Source organism: Microcoleus sp. S36b_A4 (genome assembly GCF_036700645.1).
Taxonomy (GTDB): Bacteria; Cyanobacteriota; Cyanobacteriia; order Cyanobacteriales; family Microcoleaceae; genus Microcoleus.
Window position 1 is genome coordinate 54,218 of sequence record NZ_JAUBPI010000015.1, and the last position, 17,326, is coordinate 71,543.

Annotated in this window: 14 protein-coding genes; 7 read left to right on the forward strand and 7 right to left on the reverse strand. The window is 46.5% G+C overall.

The annotated features are described in order from the left end of the window. The first annotated feature begins 90 nt into the window (after window positions 1-90). Window positions 91-831 carry an HAD family hydrolase gene (locus QUA03_RS07100; RefSeq protein WP_333210821.1) on the forward strand — a complete coding sequence of 247 codons (741 nt, stop codon included), beginning with the start codon at window positions 91-93 and terminating at the stop codon, window positions 829-831. 203 nt (window positions 832-1,034) lie between these two features. Here the strand turns inward: QUA03_RS07100 and QUA03_RS07105 are convergent, their stop codons facing one another. Together QUA03_RS07105 and tsaD are read right to left on the reverse strand one after the other, a co-directional pair. Continuing rightward, entirely contained in the window at window positions 1,035-1,523 is a 489-nt protein-coding gene (locus tag QUA03_RS07105; RefSeq protein ID WP_333210823.1) for an N-acetyltransferase family protein, read from the reverse strand. A 123-nt stretch (window positions 1,524-1,646) separates the two neighbouring features. Then, complete coding sequence (gene tsaD / locus QUA03_RS07110) at window positions 1,647-2,720, reverse strand: tRNA (adenosine(37)-N6)-threonylcarbamoyltransferase complex transferase subunit TsaD (RefSeq protein ID WP_333210825.1); 1,074 nt, start codon at window positions 2,718-2,720, stop codon at window positions 1,647-1,649. 330 nt (window positions 2,721-3,050) lie between these two features. Here tsaD and QUA03_RS07115 point away from each other — a divergent pair, with 330 nt between their 5' ends. The 5 genes from QUA03_RS07115 (at window position 3,051) to QUA03_RS07135 (ending at window position 6,198) form a co-directional block, all read left to right on the forward strand. Next, on the forward strand, window positions 3,051-3,539 hold the full coding sequence (locus tag QUA03_RS07115; protein WP_333210827.1) for a Photosystem I reaction center subunit III: 489 nt from the start codon (window positions 3,051-3,053) through the stop codon (window positions 3,537-3,539). 117 nt (window positions 3,540-3,656) lie between these two features. After that, window positions 3,657-3,785, forward strand: a complete 129-nt coding sequence (gene psaJ / locus QUA03_RS07120; protein WP_015174876.1) for a photosystem I reaction center subunit IX — start codon at window positions 3,657-3,659, stop codon at window positions 3,783-3,785. A 252-nt stretch (window positions 3,786-4,037) separates the two neighbouring features. After that, window positions 4,038-4,850: a carbon-nitrogen hydrolase family protein gene (locus tag QUA03_RS07125; RefSeq protein ID WP_333080387.1), complete on the forward strand. Its 813-nt coding sequence runs from the start codon at window positions 4,038-4,040 to the stop codon at window positions 4,848-4,850. Between the two features lie 351 nt (window positions 4,851-5,201). Beyond that, window positions 5,202-5,720, forward strand: a complete 519-nt coding sequence (gene ilvN / locus QUA03_RS07130) for an acetolactate synthase small subunit (RefSeq protein WP_333210829.1) — start codon at window positions 5,202-5,204, stop codon at window positions 5,718-5,720. Window positions 5,721-5,832: 112 nt separating this feature from the next. After that, entirely contained in the window at window positions 5,833-6,198 is a 366-nt protein-coding gene (locus QUA03_RS07135) for a four helix bundle protein (protein ID WP_333210831.1), read from the forward strand. Between the two features lie 50 nt (window positions 6,199-6,248). Here QUA03_RS07135 and QUA03_RS07140 read toward each other — a convergent pair whose 3' ends face one another. Then, complete coding sequence (locus QUA03_RS07140) at window positions 6,249-9,794, reverse strand: EAL domain-containing protein (RefSeq protein WP_333210833.1); 3,546 nt, start codon at window positions 9,792-9,794, stop codon at window positions 6,249-6,251. A 242-nt stretch (window positions 9,795-10,036) separates the two neighbouring features. Then, window positions 10,037-11,095, reverse strand: coding sequence for a transposase (locus tag QUA03_RS07145; protein WP_333210835.1), 1,059 nt, complete (start codon window positions 11,093-11,095; stop codon window positions 10,037-10,039). A 197-nt stretch (window positions 11,096-11,292) separates the two neighbouring features. On the opposite strand from QUA03_RS07145, the gene QUA03_RS07150 reads away from it, so the two are divergent. Then, window positions 11,293-12,297 (forward strand): zinc-dependent alcohol dehydrogenase family protein, encoded by a 1,005-nt coding sequence (locus tag QUA03_RS07150; protein ID WP_333210858.1) that lies wholly within the window; start codon window positions 11,293-11,295, stop codon window positions 12,295-12,297. Between the two features lie 457 nt (window positions 12,298-12,754). On the opposite strand, the gene QUA03_RS07155 is transcribed toward QUA03_RS07150, so the two are convergent. The 3 genes from QUA03_RS07155 to QUA03_RS07165 form a co-directional block, all read right to left on the reverse strand. Beyond that, on the reverse strand, window positions 12,755-14,428 hold the full coding sequence (locus tag QUA03_RS07155; RefSeq protein ID WP_333210836.1) for an asparagine synthase-related protein: 1,674 nt from the start codon (window positions 14,426-14,428) through the stop codon (window positions 12,755-12,757). Between the two features lie 83 nt (window positions 14,429-14,511). Next, the gene (locus tag QUA03_RS07160) at window positions 14,512-15,957 is read right to left on the reverse strand and encodes a serine/threonine-protein kinase (RefSeq protein WP_333210838.1); all 1,446 of its coding nucleotides are present in this window, start codon (window positions 15,955-15,957) and stop codon (window positions 14,512-14,514) included. A 139-nt stretch (window positions 15,958-16,096) separates the two neighbouring features. After that, the gene (locus QUA03_RS07165) at window positions 16,097-17,101 is read right to left on the reverse strand and encodes a LysR family transcriptional regulator (protein WP_333054398.1); all 1,005 of its coding nucleotides are present in this window, start codon (window positions 17,099-17,101) and stop codon (window positions 16,097-16,099) included. Window positions 17,102-17,326: the final 225 nt, after the last annotated feature.

A 17,326-nucleotide genomic window follows, 5' to 3' on the forward strand; every position in this document is an offset into this window, starting at 1 on the left:
AAGAGAATTATGTTGCGCTAAAAACAATTGCTAAAAATACCACAATATGAGACTATACAAAAAAATATAAAAATTACGGAGTTCAAATTCTTGGTAACTATTAAATGTCAGGGCATTACCTTCTCGAATATCCAAGCCGTAATCTTTGACAAAGACGGCACTCTAGAGGATTCTCAAGAATTTTTGAGATTGTTGGGGATTAAGCGATCGCGCCTCGCAGACGCTCAAATTCCGGGCGTTGGAGAGCCTTTACAAATGGCTTTCGGCATCGAAGGTGGCAGCATCGACCCCACAGGCTTGCTAGCAGTCGGTAGTCGTAGGGAAAATGAGATTGTGGCGGCGGGATACATCGCCGAAACCGGCAGAGGATGGCTGGAATCTTTAACTATTGCGCGCCGCGCTTTTGACGAAGCTGACGAAATGTTTAAAAATAGTGCTGTTTCTCCTTTATTTGTCGGTAGTTTGGAAGTGCTGAAATATCTTTCGGAAGCGGGTTTAAAACTGGGAATTCTTTCGGCGGCTACGACGGAGGTTGTGCAGAAGTTTGTGAAACACCACGCATTGGCCGAGTGGATTCAGTTAGAAATGGGAGTGGATTCAACGGTTCACAAACCCGATCCGAAATTGTTTTTGCAAGCTTGTGAGAAACTCGGAGTAAATCCCGCAGCAACTTTAATGGTAGGAGATTCAGCAGGCGATATTCAGATGGGTAAAAATGCGGGCGCGGCTGGCTGTATCGGGATTTGTTGGGGAAAGGCCCAGGTTAGTCATTTGGAAAATGCGGATGTGGCGATCGCATCTTTGGATGAAATTACAATTTTAGCAGATTGAGCAAACATCAGAGCCTGGAAAATCTCGCTTCTACCGTAGTCTCGATCCCCCTAAATCCCCCTTAAAAAGGGGGACTTTGAGCGCTTCCTGTCCCCCCCTTCTTAAGGGGGGCTAGGGGGGATCGAGGCCTAATCGTCAAACAGCAGACCGGTATTACGTTTGACCTTAAGTTGACACCAATGGGCATTGCCGTTTCCCTACAGCTAACAACGCAAACCCAGAATTACGACATCTCTTTCAAAGCCGTCAAGTTCCGCAACTTGTGGCAGATATCCCCACCGCTGAAAGCCAAATTTCTCAAACAATTTTACACTCGGCTGATTGTGAGCAAAAATAATTCCTATGAGAGTTTTAAGCTTCAATTCTGGAGTCCGCACAATTGCCGATTGCAATAAATTTTGTCCGATTCCGCAGCGTTGGCGATCGGGTGCAACGTAGATGCTAACTTCTGCTGTATGCTGATAGGCAGCGCGTCCGTAGAAAATCTGAAAACTCAGCCAGCCAACAATATTTTGTTCTGATTCCATTACCCAAATCGGCCAGGAATTGGGAGAGTGTTCTCTGTACCACGGAAGGCGGCTTTCGACTGAGACTGGTTTTAAATCGGCTGTGGCCATTCTGCCCGGTATTGCTGCGTTATATATTTGGACAATTGCTGGCAAATCGCTTTCTTCTGCATCGCGAATTTTCATCGTTTGGTGGACTGTTGACTGTTGACTGTTAACTGTTGACTGTTGACTGTTGACTGTTAACTGTTGACTGTTGACTGTTAACTGTTGACTGTTAACTGTTGACTGTTGACTGTTAACTGTTGACTAATGACTCTTGTACAGTTCCATAATATCGCTGACACCCATTCTTGAATTTGCTCCCAAAGTTAGCGGCGATTTGTGTCCTCGCTGCAAGTGTTCTGCCGCCGCGCAGCCAATCATTGCTGCGTTGTCCGTACAATATTTTAATGGCGGAAACAATACTCGCAAGTTGTGTTTTCCTGCTGCTGCTTGTAAGTGTTTTCGCAGTCCGCTGTTTGCTGCAACTCCGCCGCCGACTACAATAGTGGTAAGCCCGAAATTTACGGCACAGTCGATCGCTCTTTTTGTTAAACCCTTAGCTACTGTTTCCTGAAAGCTGGCCGCAATATCATTAATTGTAGAGGCAGGCAAGAGGTCTTCGGCACCCACATTGTTATTTTGTTTCTTGAGTTTCTGTACTAATTGCAAAACAGCAGTTTTCAAGCCACTAAAACTACTGTCGTAAGGATGGTAGCCACCACCAGGCAAGGAAATTCTGCCTTCTGGTAGAGGGTATGCTTGGGGATTGCCAAGGGCGGCCAATTTGTCAATCAGCGGCCCGCCGGGATATCCTAGCTGCAACAGTCTCGCAACTTTATCAAAAGCTTCGCCAGCGGCGTCGTCGCGTGTGTGTCCTACTGTTTCATAAACACCGCAATCTTTGACATAAATAAAGCTAGTATGTCCCCCGGAAACTAACAAACACAAAAACGGTGGCTGCAAGTCGGGTTCGGTAAGGTAAGAAGCGTAGATGTGCCCTTCGAGGTGGTGGACGCCTAAAAAAGGTTTTTGATGGACTATTGCCAAGCTTTTCGCCGCTGTCAGCCCGACTAACAATGCACCTACTAAACCGGGGGCACAAGTCGCTGCAATGCCGTCAATTTCTGACCAACTCAGGTTTGCTTCACCGAGACACTGGGCAATTACCTGATTGAGCATTTCTAGGTGACTCCGCGAAGCCACTTCCGGCACTACCCCGCCAAACTGCTCGTGGATTTTAATTTGTGATGCTACAACATTGCTGCAAACTTGACGATTCTTAACAATCGCTGCTGCTGTTTCGTCACAACTTGTTTCGATCGCGAAAATGGTTGCCATTAACTGGTAATTTTATTTGATAGGTTAGTTATTGCTAGCTTAACTAATTCGGCGCAAGTCCCCCGCTCTACCTGTACTCAGGTTATTGTTAAGGGATTTTTGCCCGATCGACAGGTAAGACCATCATCGGATGCAAAGAAGGAATATCCTCACGGTATTGCTAGCTCAGCATTGACCTATGAAAACGCTAATCCCTCATTCTATTGGGATTTGCCGCATCAATGATGGATACTTTACACTGTCAACAAACACGGTAATCTGGATTCCAGATCGGCAAGTTGAAATGCTTGTACAAAAACTTATTGTTTTGTAACAAAAGGAAACAATTCCATGCGACGATTGTTTGCTGCAATTTTAGTGTTGAGTGTCTGGATCAGTTTTGCTCCAGTTGCTTCGGCTTACAATTTAGTGCCGTGCAAGGACTCTCCCGAATTCAAGGAACTGGCTAAAAATGCCCGTTCTACGAATGGCGACCCCGCATCTGCCAAAGCAAGATTCGATCGCTATTCTCAAGCTATGTGCGGCCCGGAAGGATACCCGCACTTAATCGTAGACGGCAATTTGAGCAAAGCCGGAGACTTTTTGATTCCCAGCGTGCTGTTCTTGTATATTGCTGGTTGGATTGGTTGGGTAGGCCGTTCTTATCTGCAAGCAGCCAAAAAATCTGGCTCTCCTGAGGAAAAAGAGATTATTATCGATGTTCCAAAGGCAGTCCCATTGATGCTGAGTGGCTTTTTGTGGCCTCTAGCAGCTCTCAAAGAAATCACCACTGGTGAAATGTTTGCGAAGGACGACGAAATTACTGTTTCGCCGCGCTAGCAATTTGGGATTTTAGATTTTAGATTTTAGTTGGTTTACAAATTCCCAGCCTAAAATCCTTAATCTAAAATCGGTTCGCATAATTTAAGTTGTCTCGACTTTTGAGGAGCAGTATTCATGCAATACTTTCTGAAGTATCTTTCGACCGCACCAGTATTGGCAGCAGCTTGGATGGTGATAACGGCGGGAATTTTAATTGAATTCAACCGTTTTTTCCCAGACTTGCTTTTCCATCCGATGCCATAAAAAATCAGTGGATTTAGGTTCCTAAACCTAGAAAAAAAAGTTGAGAGTTTTGAAGTTGGAGCGGTGATTTATCAAGTTATTTCAAAGCTCAAATATCAAAACTCTCAAACTGGAGCATTGAGTACAAAACCAGCGCCTAAATGGGTGAAAACCAAGGATCTAAACTATTTAGTTATCAAATTAGTTCCCAATGACTAATGACTAATGGCTAATGATTAATGATTAATGACTAATGACTAATATTGTGAATCGATGAAGTCTTATCTCGCCGCAGCAATTCAAATGACTAGCTTGCCTGACCTGCAAAAAAATTTGGTTCAGGCAGAGGAATTAATCGACCTGGCAGTGCGTCGGGGTGCGGAGTTAGTTTCCTTACCAGAAAATTTCTCGTTTATGGGAGAAGAGGAGGAAAAGATTGCTTCTTCAGAGGCGATCGGCATCCAAAGCGAAAAATTCCTCAAAACGATGGCCCAGCGATTCCAGGTAACGATTCTGGGCGGCGGATTTCCAGTGCCGACGGAGGGAGGGAAGGTATACAATACTTGTTTGCTGGTAGACCCAAACGGCACTGAAGTGGCAAGGTACAGAAAAGTACATTTGTTCGATGTGAATGTGCCAGACGGTATTACTTACAGGGAATCGAACACTGTGAAAGCTGGTGAAGATTTGCCGCCGGTTTATGTGTCGCCGGAGTTGGGGACGCTGGGACTTTCGGTGTGCTATGACGTGCGGTTCCCGGAAGTGTACAGGCATTTGTCGTACAAGGGGGCTGATATTTTGTTCGTGCCGGCGGCGTTTACTGCTTACACTGGCAAGGATCACTGGAAGGTTTTGTTGCAAGCTAGGGCGATCGAGAATACTTGTTATATGATTGCCCCCGCACAAACTGGCCGTCACTACGGTCGCCGTCAAACTCACGGTCACGCGATGATTGTAGACCCTTGGGGTGTAGTTTTGGCGGATGCTGGAGACGAACCGGGTGTGGCAATTGCAGAAATTAATCCCGATCGACTAGAACAAGTCCGCCGCCAGATGCCATCTCTGCAACACCGGGTTTTTCTGTGAAGGAATTTTGAGACCCATTGGGTCTCAAAATTTCAGTCCTACTGGGCCAACCGACGTGAAAACTTTTTATTCGATCAAGTAATTGTGTAGGTTCGTACACACAATTACTTAGATCATGTGCGTGCGATCGACAACAATAAGCGGGAGGGGGCGGATTTACGCCGATCTATGAGTGATATTGTCGATCGGAGGTGACTCTGGCCCCGACAGCTTAATGATATTGTTTTTTCCTGCAGATGAACGGCCAATAACTCGCGATAAAATGTCTAAGGCAGGTTCAATGGGCGTGCACTTCTGCTAAAAGGTGAATTAGCGAAAGTAGAATTGCACGAAATGCGTCTTTTTGGAGAAATGAAACACACTCTTTCGGTTTTAGTTGAAGATGAAGCGGGTGTCCTCACTCGAATTGCTGGTTTATTTGCCCGTAGGGGTTTTAATATTGAAAGTCTGGCCGTTGGCCCGGCGGAACAAGGTGGAGTGTCTCGGATTACGATGGTTGTACCCGGAGATGACCAAATTATCGAACAGTTGACAAAGCAACTGTACAAGTTGATTAACGTGCTTAAAGTTCAGGATATAACGGAAATTCCCTGTGTGGAACGGGAGTTGATGTTGCTGAAAGTTAATGCTGCTAGCGGGGCGCGATCGGAGATCATTGAGTTAGCTCAAATTTTTAGAGCGCGAGTGGTGGATATTGGTGATGATACGCTGACATTGGAAGTTGTGGGAGATCCCGGTAAAATGGTGGCGATCGTCCAGGTTCTGAATAGATTTGGGATTAAGGAAATTGCTCGTACTGGGAAAATTGCCCTGACGCGCGAGTCGGGGGTAAATACTGAGTTTCTCAAGTCTTTGGAAGCGAAAGTTTAAGGAAGTTGACGGTTGACTGTTGACTGTTGACTGTTGACGGTTGACTGTTGACGGTTGACTGTTGACTGTTGGCAGTTGACGGTTTGCCATCAACTATGTTAAAGGAGCTAATATGGAAAGCTTTCAACAGCTACAAGTTTATCAATTAGCTGAAAAAATATCAAACGAAATATGGTTTATTGTTAAAAAATGGGACGAGTTTACGAAGGATACGATGGGCAAACAAATAGTGCGATCTGCTGATAGTGTTGGTGCTAATATTGTAGAAGGACATGGACGCTATAGCTGCCAAGATAATCAGCGTTTTGTTAAAATTGCCAGAGGCTCCTTAAACGAAACAAGACACTGGTTAAGACTTGCCTACGCTCGAAATCTTTTAACCCAAGAACAGAGCGATCGCCTGCATCCCTTATTAAATGAACTTTCACCAAAACTTAATGCTTATCTTAACTCACTAAAACAAAAAGCCAAAGGTTAACAGTCAACAGTCAACAGTCAACAGCCAACAGCCAACAGTCAACAGTCAAATTACCATTTAGGTTGACTTGCTATCAAAAGTGTGGCTGCGATGCTGTCTATCGGCTTTGAGAAAAAGTATCCTTGTCCGTATTCGCATTGCAGAGCTCTAAGTAAATTAAGCTGTTCGCTGGTTTCGATTCCTTCAGCAATTACATCCATACCTAAATGACTGGCTAAAATTAAAATAGTCTGTACAATCGCTTCGTTTCCTTCATCTTCAGTCATGCGGCTGACAAAAGCTCGATCGATTTTTAAAGCATCAGTTGGAAAAGTGTGCAGGCGGCTCAAAGAAGAATAGCCAGTGCCGAAATCGTCAATATATAATTGAATTTCTAAATTTTTCAATTCCGCGAGGATAGCGACTGCTGATTCGGCATTCTCCATGATGACGCCTTCAGTAATTTCTACCTTTAAAGTGCGGGGGTCAAGCTGAGTTTCTTGTAAAATTTCACGAATGCGATCGATTAAATCCGGTTGTTTAAATTGTTGGTTAGAAAGGTTGACGCTGACAGTCAACGGCGGATTAGCTGGGAATTTTTGGTGCCACTCGTGGATCTGATGACAAGCCGATCGCATCATCCACCAGCCCATAGGTATAATCAATCTAGTTTCTTCAGCTACTAAAATAAACTCGCCGGGAGATACGACACCCCGCTGCGGGTGATACCACCGCATCAGCGCTTCAAAACCGCTGATTCTACCAGTAACTAGAGAGACGATAGGCTGATAGTAAAGCTGAAATTCCTGGGAGTCTAAAGCGCGTCGCAGGTCGTTTTCCAGTTGCAAAAGGGCGACGGCGCGAGTGTGCATACTTAAGTCAAAAACTTCGTGGCGAGCTTTGCCCAATCCCTTAGCATGATACATGGCAGCATCTGCATCTCGGAGCAGTTCTTCAGGTCGATCGTACAACATTGGGAACGGGACATTGGGAACAGGAGAGTCGGAAGATAAGCAAGACAAAGAAGTTTCCCGATCGATATTTCCCAGATTTTCGGGACTCGACAGTTTGCTGGTTTCCCTTGAATACCGAGGCAAACCAGAACAAACAATCCCAATGCTAGCACTGGTAAAAACTTGATATTCGTTAAGGTAAAAAGGCTCTGCCAGTTCCGCTTGCACTCGTTCGGCAATCTGGATCGCATCCTCGGTGCTTTTGATATTTTCCAGCAAAATAGCGAATTCGTCGCCGCCAAGACGCGCAACGGTATCTCCAGCGCGCAAACAGATTCCCAGGCGCTGCGCGATCGCGATTAGCAACCGATCGCCCACTAAATGCCCCAAACTGTCGTTAACAACCTTAAAGCGATCAAGATCGATAAACAGCACCGCAAACAAAATTTCGGGGCGGCGTTTTGAAAGATTGATCGCGTGCCCCAAGCGATCCATAAATAAAGCTCGGTTGGGCAAACCGGTTAGCATATCGTGCAAAGCATCGTGTACCAACTTATCTTCTGCTATTTTGCGGAGGGTAATATCTTCGACAGTGCCTTCGTAGTAAAGTAAATTTCCGTCAGGGTCGCGAACTGCCCGGCCGTTCTCGGAAACCCAGATAGTAGTGCCGTCAGCACGGTAAACTTGAGACTCGAACTCAGACACAAAACCTTGTTTTTCGATCGCACGCAAAAACTCGACGCGGCGGTTGGGATCGAGGTAAAGTTGGCGGTCGATGTTGCGTATGTTCGCGATCAATTCGGCAGCCGAGGAGTAGCCGTAAATTCTCGCTAAAGCAGGGTTAGCGCTGAGGTAGCGCCCGTCAGGCGTTATCTGGAAAATTCCTTCGATCGCATTTTCAAAGATACTGCGGTATTTCTCTTCCGCCTGTTGCAGCGCGAATTCTGCCTGCTTGCGATCGGTGATATCGGTCAACGTGCCGAGATAGCCTAGAACTTCCCCGCTTTTCGTCATTTCTGGCACTGCTTGCCAAAATACCCAGGTTGTGAAGTCACCGTTGCAAAAACGGTACTCTAACTTACAGGGCAACTTGTCTATGACAGCGCGATACCACTGGCTTAAAACACGCTCGCGGTCTTCGGGATGCAAACTTTGCGCCCAACCTTCGCCTAGTGCCTTTGGTGCAGTCAGCCCCGCCATCTCCAAAAATCGCTCATTGACGTACAAGCAATCTCCAGCAGCGTCGGCGCGGAAAATCCCGACCGGCAGTATTTTTGCCAAGGTGTAATAGCGGTATTCGCTTTCTAGCAGTGCGCTGGCAGCTACTTTAGTCTCTGTGATGTCAAACATGGCGCCTTGAAGGATGACAGATTTGCTTGCTTCATCGCGAACTGCGGTCGCTTGATCGCGGAACCAGACTACTCGACCGTTGCGGGCGATCGCCCGGTATTCTGAAACCAGCGACCCCTCGCAGAAGATATCTTCTCCATCGGTGAATTTCTGTGTAGCGTTTTCAACTAACACGCGGTCACGGTCTTCTGGGTGAACGAGTTTCAGCCACAGGTCGGGATCGGCTCTCCATTCAGCTACAGAATAACCTAGAAAAGTCTCGATTTGCGGGCTGATGTAAAGTTTGGCAGCCGTGCGGTTGAGGGGAGAAATGTAGGTGACAGCAGGCATTTGTTCTACCAGGGCGCAGTATTTCGCTTCTACAGTGGACAGTGCTGCTTCTAGGCGCTGCCGCTCTAATTCGGCGGCGGCCCGTCCGGCAAAGATGCTGAGAATTAATCGGAATTTGGCAAGATGTGCTTCCACCAGGGGGCGATCGTGGAAAATACAGATAATGCCTAAAGGTTCGCCGTAAGAGTTTTTCAGCAAGACTCCCAGGAAACTGCGCGCACCTGTTACTACCGGTCTGGGGTCTTCTGGAAAAGTTTCCCAGAGGTAGTCGGGACAGGAATACATTCCCCCCTCCAGCACCCGCGCTTCGGGAGTATTGGCGGTGTCGTACTCAAAGTTTGGCTGCTGCTGTCCGTCGCTGCAAAAACTAATAACTTGCAATCTATCGGCAGCAGCATCGGTGCGTGGCTTCGACTTAATCGATTTGGCAGCGACGGCGGTGCGAACTCCCAGTGCTGAGGCTAAGTGGCAAACTAAGGCATCAAAGAATTCTCCTCCCCCCGGCGAATCAGTACCTGCTAGGATTTCGCCCAGCAAATCTTCCTCTAATTGCGCGAAAGCATTAACTTTGGGAGGATTCTCGGCATTCGGGCGATCGGGATTTTCCCCCATCGAACCCAAAATGCTCAGACTTAGGGTTTTGCTATTTCCAGGCCCCACAATAGGCGAAGAATTCACTGTTAGGCGCTGTTGCTTGGGCAAGAATACAGCGCGGCCCACACCTAAAACTTTACCCAAGAAGCTGTCAGTTGCCGGCCACCGATTTGAGTTCGGGAAAATCACAAAGTTTTTCGGCATTTTCAATCCTGCAGATAAATCGTCCGGCTTTAAGTCTGCCAACTGCCGTTGCTCTTTGGCTAGCGGTAGCCTGGAAGGCCTTCGGTGCCACTTGAGATAAATCGCGGACACCACGGCTAAAGTCGCCAATAATCCCAGAAGATATGCAAGAATCTCAAAGTAAAAAAATAAATCTAGATCGAACATCGATTAGCACCGCTCGACAATTGTTGTAGTTATCTGAAGCCAATCTATTTAAAAATAACTAAGTATCGTCACGGATGGGTAACGAATACAAGGTCTGATCGCCGTGAAGGCGACAAGAGAGTTAACAGTTCCCAAAAAACCTGGCAATACTTGACATTACCGAACTTTTTGTGGTTTTTTTCGTACAGGCTGAACCCGTACGGGTGAAATTGTAAACACATATATACGATTGTGGCACTCCTCTAAGGGGGTGAGTTTACGTTTACTTTTCTAATTATATTTAACGCTGCCTTCACATCAGAATTAATTCGACTTTCATTCCAAGACCGAAACCACTCGCGTTTACCGATCTTACCCTGGTAAGACTCTTGCTTACCGACAGGCTCTAAATCCCCAAATCTGCACTTATTTGTATAATATGCTTGTGTAACTATTACCTTGATACCGACTAACTCAGTTTTGCAAGTAATAAATTTTATGGGCTCTGTATGAGGAATGACGCCACAAATATGATGCTTTTTTTGTAATTTTATATTCGGTTTATTCCTAACCTTTGTGCCAATAATTAACTGGATTATTTTCTCATACTCCAACCGCTTGACAATCAAACTGCTGGTCTGATGAAGGTAGTTTTCTAAGGGCTTGTTTCGATTAAATGTGATTTGCTGGATTTGGCGCGTGGTAGATTTTTTCCGATCTATTTTTGACAGTAAAAATGCTCTGGGCTGATTGAAAGCTTGAGTAATTAATTTGAGATGTTTTTTATCATAAATAGTTGGAGTAAATGTTGGCTTATTAGATGCCAAAGCGACGAAGTAATCAATCCCTAAATCTATACCTTCTCTGAGGTGGTAATTTAAATTCATCAACGTTACAGGCTTTTGATTAGCAACCTCAAAAAAGTAGAGCGCTGTTGCAGAAACTACCCTTACCTTTATGACATCTTGGAATTTTGTAGAAATTATTATGTCACTTTGAGATAAATGAAGTAGTCCTTTATTGAGGTTTATTCCCCTTTTTTCTAGGGAGTGGTTATCAGAACTTAACAAGTTACGTGTACAGATTTTATGTTGGTATTGGGGAATGCTGGGTAGGAATGAAAATCGAGGTATATCTAGGTCATAAGCTATTCTTAAATTTTGGCAATCCTCCCAATCATGAACAACTTCTTTGAGACCTTGATTTCTAATTTTAGCCGTGAATGATTGAGATATGTCTCTAGGTTTTAAGATGGCAAATAACTGTCGGATAATTCTAGTGCTACCAACTTTATATCCCGAACTGAAAAAGTGTTTTATCATAAACATTTACCATGATAGTAGAAAATTTTGGACAGAAATGATAAGTCATCAAACTCTTTATAAGACGGATGCTGACGATCTATGTAATGCCTTTCAACAACAATCATAAATTTTGGATAAACGATTTTTTTTTTGTTGCTTTGCTAAGCAATATACAATAAAGTTTAGGGATTATCTGATCTAGTGTAACACCCATGATGAAAGCGATTGTTTTTCAAACCCCCGGAAGCCCGTCCGTATTGAAACTGCAAGATATCCCCGCCCCTACTATACAAACAGAAACTGAAGTTTTGGTGCGGTTGCGAGCGGCGGGTATCAATCCGATAGATACTAAGTTGCGATCGCGCGGCACTTTTTACCCCGATAAAGCTCCTCACGTTTTGGGGTGCGACGGTGCTGGAGTCGTAGAGGCTGTCGGTGTTGGTGTGCAAAGTTTCCAAGTAGGAGACGAGGTTTTTTTCTGCAATGGCGGTTTGGGCGGATCGAGGGGTACTTATGCTGAGTTTGCCGTAGTAGACGAACGCTTTCTCGCACTCAAGCCTGCTGCTTTAAGTTTTGCTGAGGCGGCGGCGGCACCGTTAGTTTTAATTACAGCTTGGGAATCGCTGTACGATCGAGGGCGCTTGCAAGCCGGTCAAAAAGTCCTGGTTCAAGCTGGTGCCGGCGGTGTCGGCCACGTCGCGGTACAGTTGGCGAAGTTGCAGGGTGCAGAGGTTTGCACGACTGTTAGTTCTCAGGAAAAAGCCAATTTTGTCAAGCACCTAGGTGCAGATTCAGTTATTTTATACAAAAATACCAATGTTGTCGATGAGGTTTTGACTTGGACTCAAGGACAAGGAGTTGATTTGGCTTTCGATACAGTCGGGGGAGAAACTTTTTACCAAACTATTCCGACTGTGAAAATTTATGGAGATTTGGTAACAATTTTGGAACCCGATCCAGCTTTGGGAAATTTGAAAACAGCGAGAATGCGAAATCTGAGAATTAGTCTGGAATTAATGTTAACACCAATGCTGGAAGGTTTGGTGGAGGAACAGGAACAGCAGGCTCATATTTTGCAGAAGTGTGCTCGTTTGTGCGATCGCAACTTGCTAAAAATTCACGTCAGCAAAACTTTCCCTCTCGAAGAAGCGCAAGCCGCTCACGAACTGTTAGAAACAGGCTCAGTAACTGGTAAAATAGTGCTTGAAATTGGGGGCTAAAAATACGGATTGTTAAATAAGAAATTGACAACTGATATCATGTCCGGTCGAGGAACCACGATTTTTGTAGGTAGGGCGAGTTCACCAAGAATACCAGCCAATAATTCACAATCTCAAAAACCCGCCCCGACCGGGATATTATGGTTAATCGATCGGAAATGATATGAAATTCTTGGAGAGAAAGGTGCAAAATCCTGGTTAATAATTTTGAGAGACTTCTGGCTAATTCAACGACCAAGGTAAATCTTTATTTTCTATCAAATCCGTTGGCATCGGAATGATTCATCTGTCTCTTCCGTTTCTCTGTATCCTCTGCGCCCTCTGCGGTTTAATTCGGTTCTATAAACAAGAGCGAAAACCGTATAGGAAAAATGCCGCTGTCGATCGATAAATTTGAAGGTCAACTGCTGAAGTTGACACGACGAAAGGCACGGCCCCGTACCCTAATTGGGGGTAACTAACGGCGATTTACTTGTAACCAAATTTCCAGCGTCACCAGCAGCCACAACTTCAGCCCATAGCGGGGAAAAACTTCCCCACGATAGTTTAGCCACTCGCGGATTAGTGTTCGATCGAGGTAAGGCGCGATCGCCGCATGACGATTCAGCAACAACGATCGCGCTTGCCGCTGCCAATCCCTCAAAAACCACTGCTGCATCGACATCACCATCCCGCTTTTCGGACGGTTGACAATGACATCGGGCAGCAAATCCGCCACAGCAGCCTTGAGAACCGCTTTTTCCTGCGCGCCCGAAAGCTTATATTCTGGCGGAATTTGCAAACTCAGTGCCACCATCCGCGAATCAAACAAAGGCGATCGAGCTTTTAGTCCCGCCGCAGCCGTGAGATTATTCACCTTGGTCAAAATGTAATCGGCTCCCTTAAACTCAATGTTGAGCCGCATCAGCCGATTCAAAAACGTCGTTTCTGTCTGTTGCAATTCCTCAGCAAAGACGGAAGGCGCATTCTTCACCTTTTCCCAAACCTCCGGCTTCAGCAAACGCGGCAAATCCACATAGCATTTCTGAAACGAAGTCAAGTAAGCTGCGATCGGATCTGGTTTACCCTGAACAGAACCGTACAAACTATTCAGCAGCATCGGCTTATTTTTCGGCCCGCCAAAGCACGGATCGCCACCTTCGCCATTCAGTACCACGTCTGCGAATTGCTTTGCCGATCGCCCCAGCAGAAAATTTGGCACTGTCAAGCCTTCCCCCACCGGATCATCCATCGCCGCCAGCGTTTCCGGCAGCAACTCCCAAATTTGCTGCGGCGAAACTTCCAAAATGTGGTGCTCAGTGCCACAATGTGCCGCAACGATGTTGGCAAATTCAATCTCGCTGGGATATTGAGCGCCAAAGTGCATCGAAAAAGTGTGTACCGGACGATCATGCAGCCTTGTGGCGATCGCCGTGACGCAACTTGAATCAATCCCGCCCGAAAGGTATGCTGCTACTGGTTCGCCCGCTGGTAGCGCTTCCTGCACCAGTTGTTCCAAAAGCGATCGCACTTGTTGACTATGCCATTCCAAAGGGCGATCGGCGTTAGTAATTTGCTCCTGTGGCTGCCAGTATCTCTGCGCCTCAATATCCGGTAAGTACAGGTAGCTACCGGGTCGCAACTCTCGCACCGCTTCCCACAGCGTTTGTGCTCCGGGTACAAAGGCACAACACAAGTAGTCGCGCAAAGCAACTAAATCAAGTTCTCGATCGTGATACGGATTGAGCGATCGCAGTCGGGGCGCAATCCAGCGAGTCGTTCCTGTACGGGTGTAATAGAGGGTTTTGGCTCCGACGCGATCGCGCCCCAGACACAAGGTTTGCTCGTCTCTATCCCACACTGCAAGGGCAAATTGTCCTTCCAGTAAGCTCAGTGTTTTAGTACCGTACTGTTCCCATAGCCGCCCGACGATCGCCAAATCGGTCAATCCATCTGTGTCAATCTGTTGTTTGAGCATGGGAGTGCGATCGAAGCAGCAGTCACCTATCAGCACAAATCGCTGATTGGGGCTGAAGGTGGGTTCAGCTCCGATTATGGCAAAACCGGACGTTTCCCAAGTTGCAGGGTGCGATCGGGCTTCTGGGCCCCAAGCAATCACCCAATTAGGGTAGATAGATTTCTGAGTGTGCATTTTAAATTAGACATCTCCCATAATTATTGTGGAACAGGCATCTTGCCTGTTCAAAACAGGCTTTTCTGCAGATGACTATTACATTAAAAAACGTTTGAAAGTAACTTATAAATCAATCGAAAAATAGCTGTGCCAGCGATCGCACCCAAAGCACCCAACCATCCCACAAATAACACGCCAGTGAGCGGAGAATTCGGATAAATCGCAACAGCCGCCGTCTGTAAAACCGGGAAAAACCACAGCAAAGCCACAGTACCTGCACCAATAATCAACATCTCAGTTTGTTCGATCGCCCTGCGATACTGGCCGTAAATCAAACCCGCCACAATCATCCCCAACAATCCGATACTCAAACCAGGAGAGGGCAGCAAACTCGTCAGGGCGATCGCCAACACCCCTCCCTCAAAACCCGTAAACGCCGCCCCCGACAAAACCTCCCAAATCGAAAAAGTCGCTCTCTGCGAAGGTTGCAGCCCTCCCGGAGGTGTTGCAGGAACCCGTACAGGAGGAGGCAGAGTCGGTTGAAGAGGTATCGGAGGCGGTGCCACCACGACTGTAGGTGGTTGAGAAGGTTGTTGAGGGCCAGACATCAGAGCTGCTTCCACCTCCCTCGCAGATTGAAAACGCTGGCTGGGAGCTGATAATAACATTCGATCGAGAACGTGAGCCAAACGCGAACTTACCTGCACCCGCGACTGCCAATTCCACTCATTTCTATAACTATCAAAAAGCTCCGTCGGCTGCAAACCACTCAGCAAAGTAATACAAGTCACAGCCAAAGCATACAAATCCGTTGCCGGATAAACTTCTTGCCCGCTCATCTGTTCTGGCGGAGCGTAACCCAAAGAATAAATACCAGTCGAAGCTTTTACACTTCCCACACTTTGTGTTACTTGTTTAACCGCCCCAAAATCTAATAAATAAAGCCGACCGTTTTTACCCCGCATAATATTAGCAGGTTTAATATCTCGGTGAATCGAACCGCGATAGTGTACAAAATCGAGAACCTTCAAAATTTCCCGCAGCACCTCCACCGTTTTCGCCTCCGAAAACTTGCCTTTAACAGCTAGTTCATCCTCCAAATTTTGACCGTCTATAAATTCTTGAACCAGATAGAAAAACTGATCGTTTTTTCCCGGCTGCAAACTCATAACAGTCAGCTCAAAAAAAGCCAGCAAACTCGGAATTTGGGAATGTTCGTTTCCCAGTTCTTCTAGCACCGCCGCTTCCCGTTCAAACAGAGTTTGAGCGATTTTTAGCTGGGGCGGAGTCAGACTTACCGACGGCTGCAAAAGTTTAGCAACGCACTGCCGCATCGCCGGAGTATAGCGGTCTCTGGCCAAAAATGCCGCCCCAAAACCCCCTTGACCCAACAACCTGACGGGCAAATAGCGCCCGCCCAAAATTAGGGGCATCCCGCAAGTCGTGCAAAACTTTTGCTGCACGGTTTTCAGCAGCGAACTGTCATCGAGGTCGGGAAAATAGTTTTGAGGGCGCGGGCAGCCCGGTCGGGTGCAGTAAACTTCCATTTTGGTTTGCTAAGAAGAGGGAAGAGGGAAGAAGGAAGAGGGAAAAAGGAAGAGGGAAGAGGGAAGAAAAAGTGATTGTTAAATCAGATTTCGATTTCTCAACTAACCGCGAACTGCTAACTGCCAGCGACCTAAGAGATTAACTTCCCGCCGAGTTGGGAGTTCCTATTTCTATGAATCCCAAATCGAGCGCCGGAGGCTCTTTCTTCTCCAGGATGGTCGAATAAGTAGCAAACTGGGGCAAAATTTCATTGCTGAAAGCCTCTGCTGCTTTAGACCGGTAGCGGTTGGGGTTGTAAATCAGCGACAAAATGCGAGTTACTAAAACTTCGTCCATTTGAGATTTGTGCAAGACGCCCATGAGTAACTCTTTTTCGATCGCCGAAACCGAGACAAAAGCAGCTCCCAGCCCCGACTGAACGGCATTTTTAATGGCTTCGATCGAATTTAGTTCCATCTCTATTTTCAAGCGGCGCGTGTCTATGCCGCAACGAGTCAGTACCTGATCGATTACTTTGCGGATCGTAGACTGCGAATCGAGGGATATAAACTGCAATTTGTAAAGGTCTTCTTTTTGGATAGTTTCTTGTTGTACCATCGGATGAGATGGAGGGAGAATCAGAGCCAGTTCGTCCTCAGCGTAAGGAACAATTTCTAAAGCTTCTACAAGTTCGGTAGGAATCTCTCCGCCAACAATTGCCAAATCGATTTGCCCGTTGGCCACACTCCACGCCGTGCGGCGGGTCGAATGAACGTGAAGTTGTACCGCTACATCCGGGTACTTTTGGCGAAACATCCCAATCATCCGGGGCAGCAAATAGGTTCCCGTTGTTTGAGAAGCGCCGACGATCAAAGTACCCCCTTGGAGATTTTGCAAGTCTTCCAGAGCTCGACAAGTTTCCTGGCAAAGCGATAAAATTTTCTCGCCGTAACTCAGCAGCAGGTGTCCGGCTTCGGTCAGTTGCGCCCGCCGCCCCCCCCGGTCAAACAGCGGCACGTCCAATTGTCTCTCTAAGTTTTGCACCTGCAAGCTAACTGCTGGCTGGGATACATAGAGGCTGTCCGCCGCGCGTTTGAAGCTTCCTTCAGAGGCGATCGCCTTGAGAATGCGTAACTGGTCTAAAGTGAAAGGAAGGTCAGACATATATCTAAATTGTCAGTTGTCAGTTGTCAGTTGTCAGTTGTCAGTTGACGGTTGACTGTAGGCAGCGAACAGCAAACAGCGAACAGTCAACAGCGAACAGTCAACAGCGAACAGCGAACAGTCAACAGCGAACAGTGAACAGTTAACTGACTGATAACCGCTGAATGCTCCCATAGATACTTTGTGACACAAATTGGCCGAGAATCAATAACTTTTCTTAATATT

Bases quoted from the DNA above. Each gene is read 5' to 3' on its own strand.
- QUA03_RS07145 (WP_333210835.1), bottom strand. From the start codon at position 11,095: ATGATAAAACACTTTTTCAGTTCGGGATATAAAGTTGGTAGCACTAGA.
- QUA03_RS07150 (WP_333210858.1), top strand. From the start codon at position 11,293: ATGAAAGCGATTGTTTTTCAAACCCCCGGAAGCCCGTCCGTATTGAAA.
- QUA03_RS07160 (WP_333210838.1), bottom strand. From the start codon at position 15,957: ATGGAAGTTTACTGCACCCGACCGGGCTGCCCGCGCCCTCAAAACTAT.
- QUA03_RS07140 (WP_333210833.1), bottom strand. From the start codon at position 9,794: ATGTTCGATCTAGATTTATTTTTTTACTTTGAGATTCTTGCATATCTT.
- QUA03_RS07105 (WP_333210823.1), bottom strand. From the start codon at position 1,523: ATGAAAATTCGCGATGCAGAAGAAAGCGATTTGCCAGCAATTGTCCAA.
- QUA03_RS07125 (WP_333080387.1), top strand. From the start codon at position 4,038: ATGAAGTCTTATCTCGCCGCAGCAATTCAAATGACTAGCTTGCCTGAC.
- QUA03_RS07155 (WP_333210836.1), bottom strand. From the start codon at position 14,428: ATGCACACTCAGAAATCTATCTACCCTAATTGGGTGATTGCTTGGGGC.
- QUA03_RS07135 (WP_333210831.1), top strand. From the start codon at position 5,833: ATGGAAAGCTTTCAACAGCTACAAGTTTATCAATTAGCTGAAAAAATA.
- tsaD (WP_333210825.1), bottom strand. From the start codon at position 2,720: ATGGCAACCATTTTCGCGATCGAAACAAGTTGTGACGAAACAGCAGCA.
- QUA03_RS07165 (WP_333054398.1), bottom strand. From the start codon at position 17,101: ATGTCTGACCTTCCTTTCACTTTAGACCAGTTACGCATTCTCAAGGCG.
- psaJ (WP_015174876.1), top strand. From the start codon at position 3,657: ATGCAATACTTTCTGAAGTATCTTTCGACCGCACCAGTATTGGCAGCA.
- QUA03_RS07115 (WP_333210827.1), top strand. From the start codon at position 3,051: ATGCGACGATTGTTTGCTGCAATTTTAGTGTTGAGTGTCTGGATCAGT.
- ilvN (WP_333210829.1), top strand. From the start codon at position 5,202: ATGAAACACACTCTTTCGGTTTTAGTTGAAGATGAAGCGGGTGTCCTC.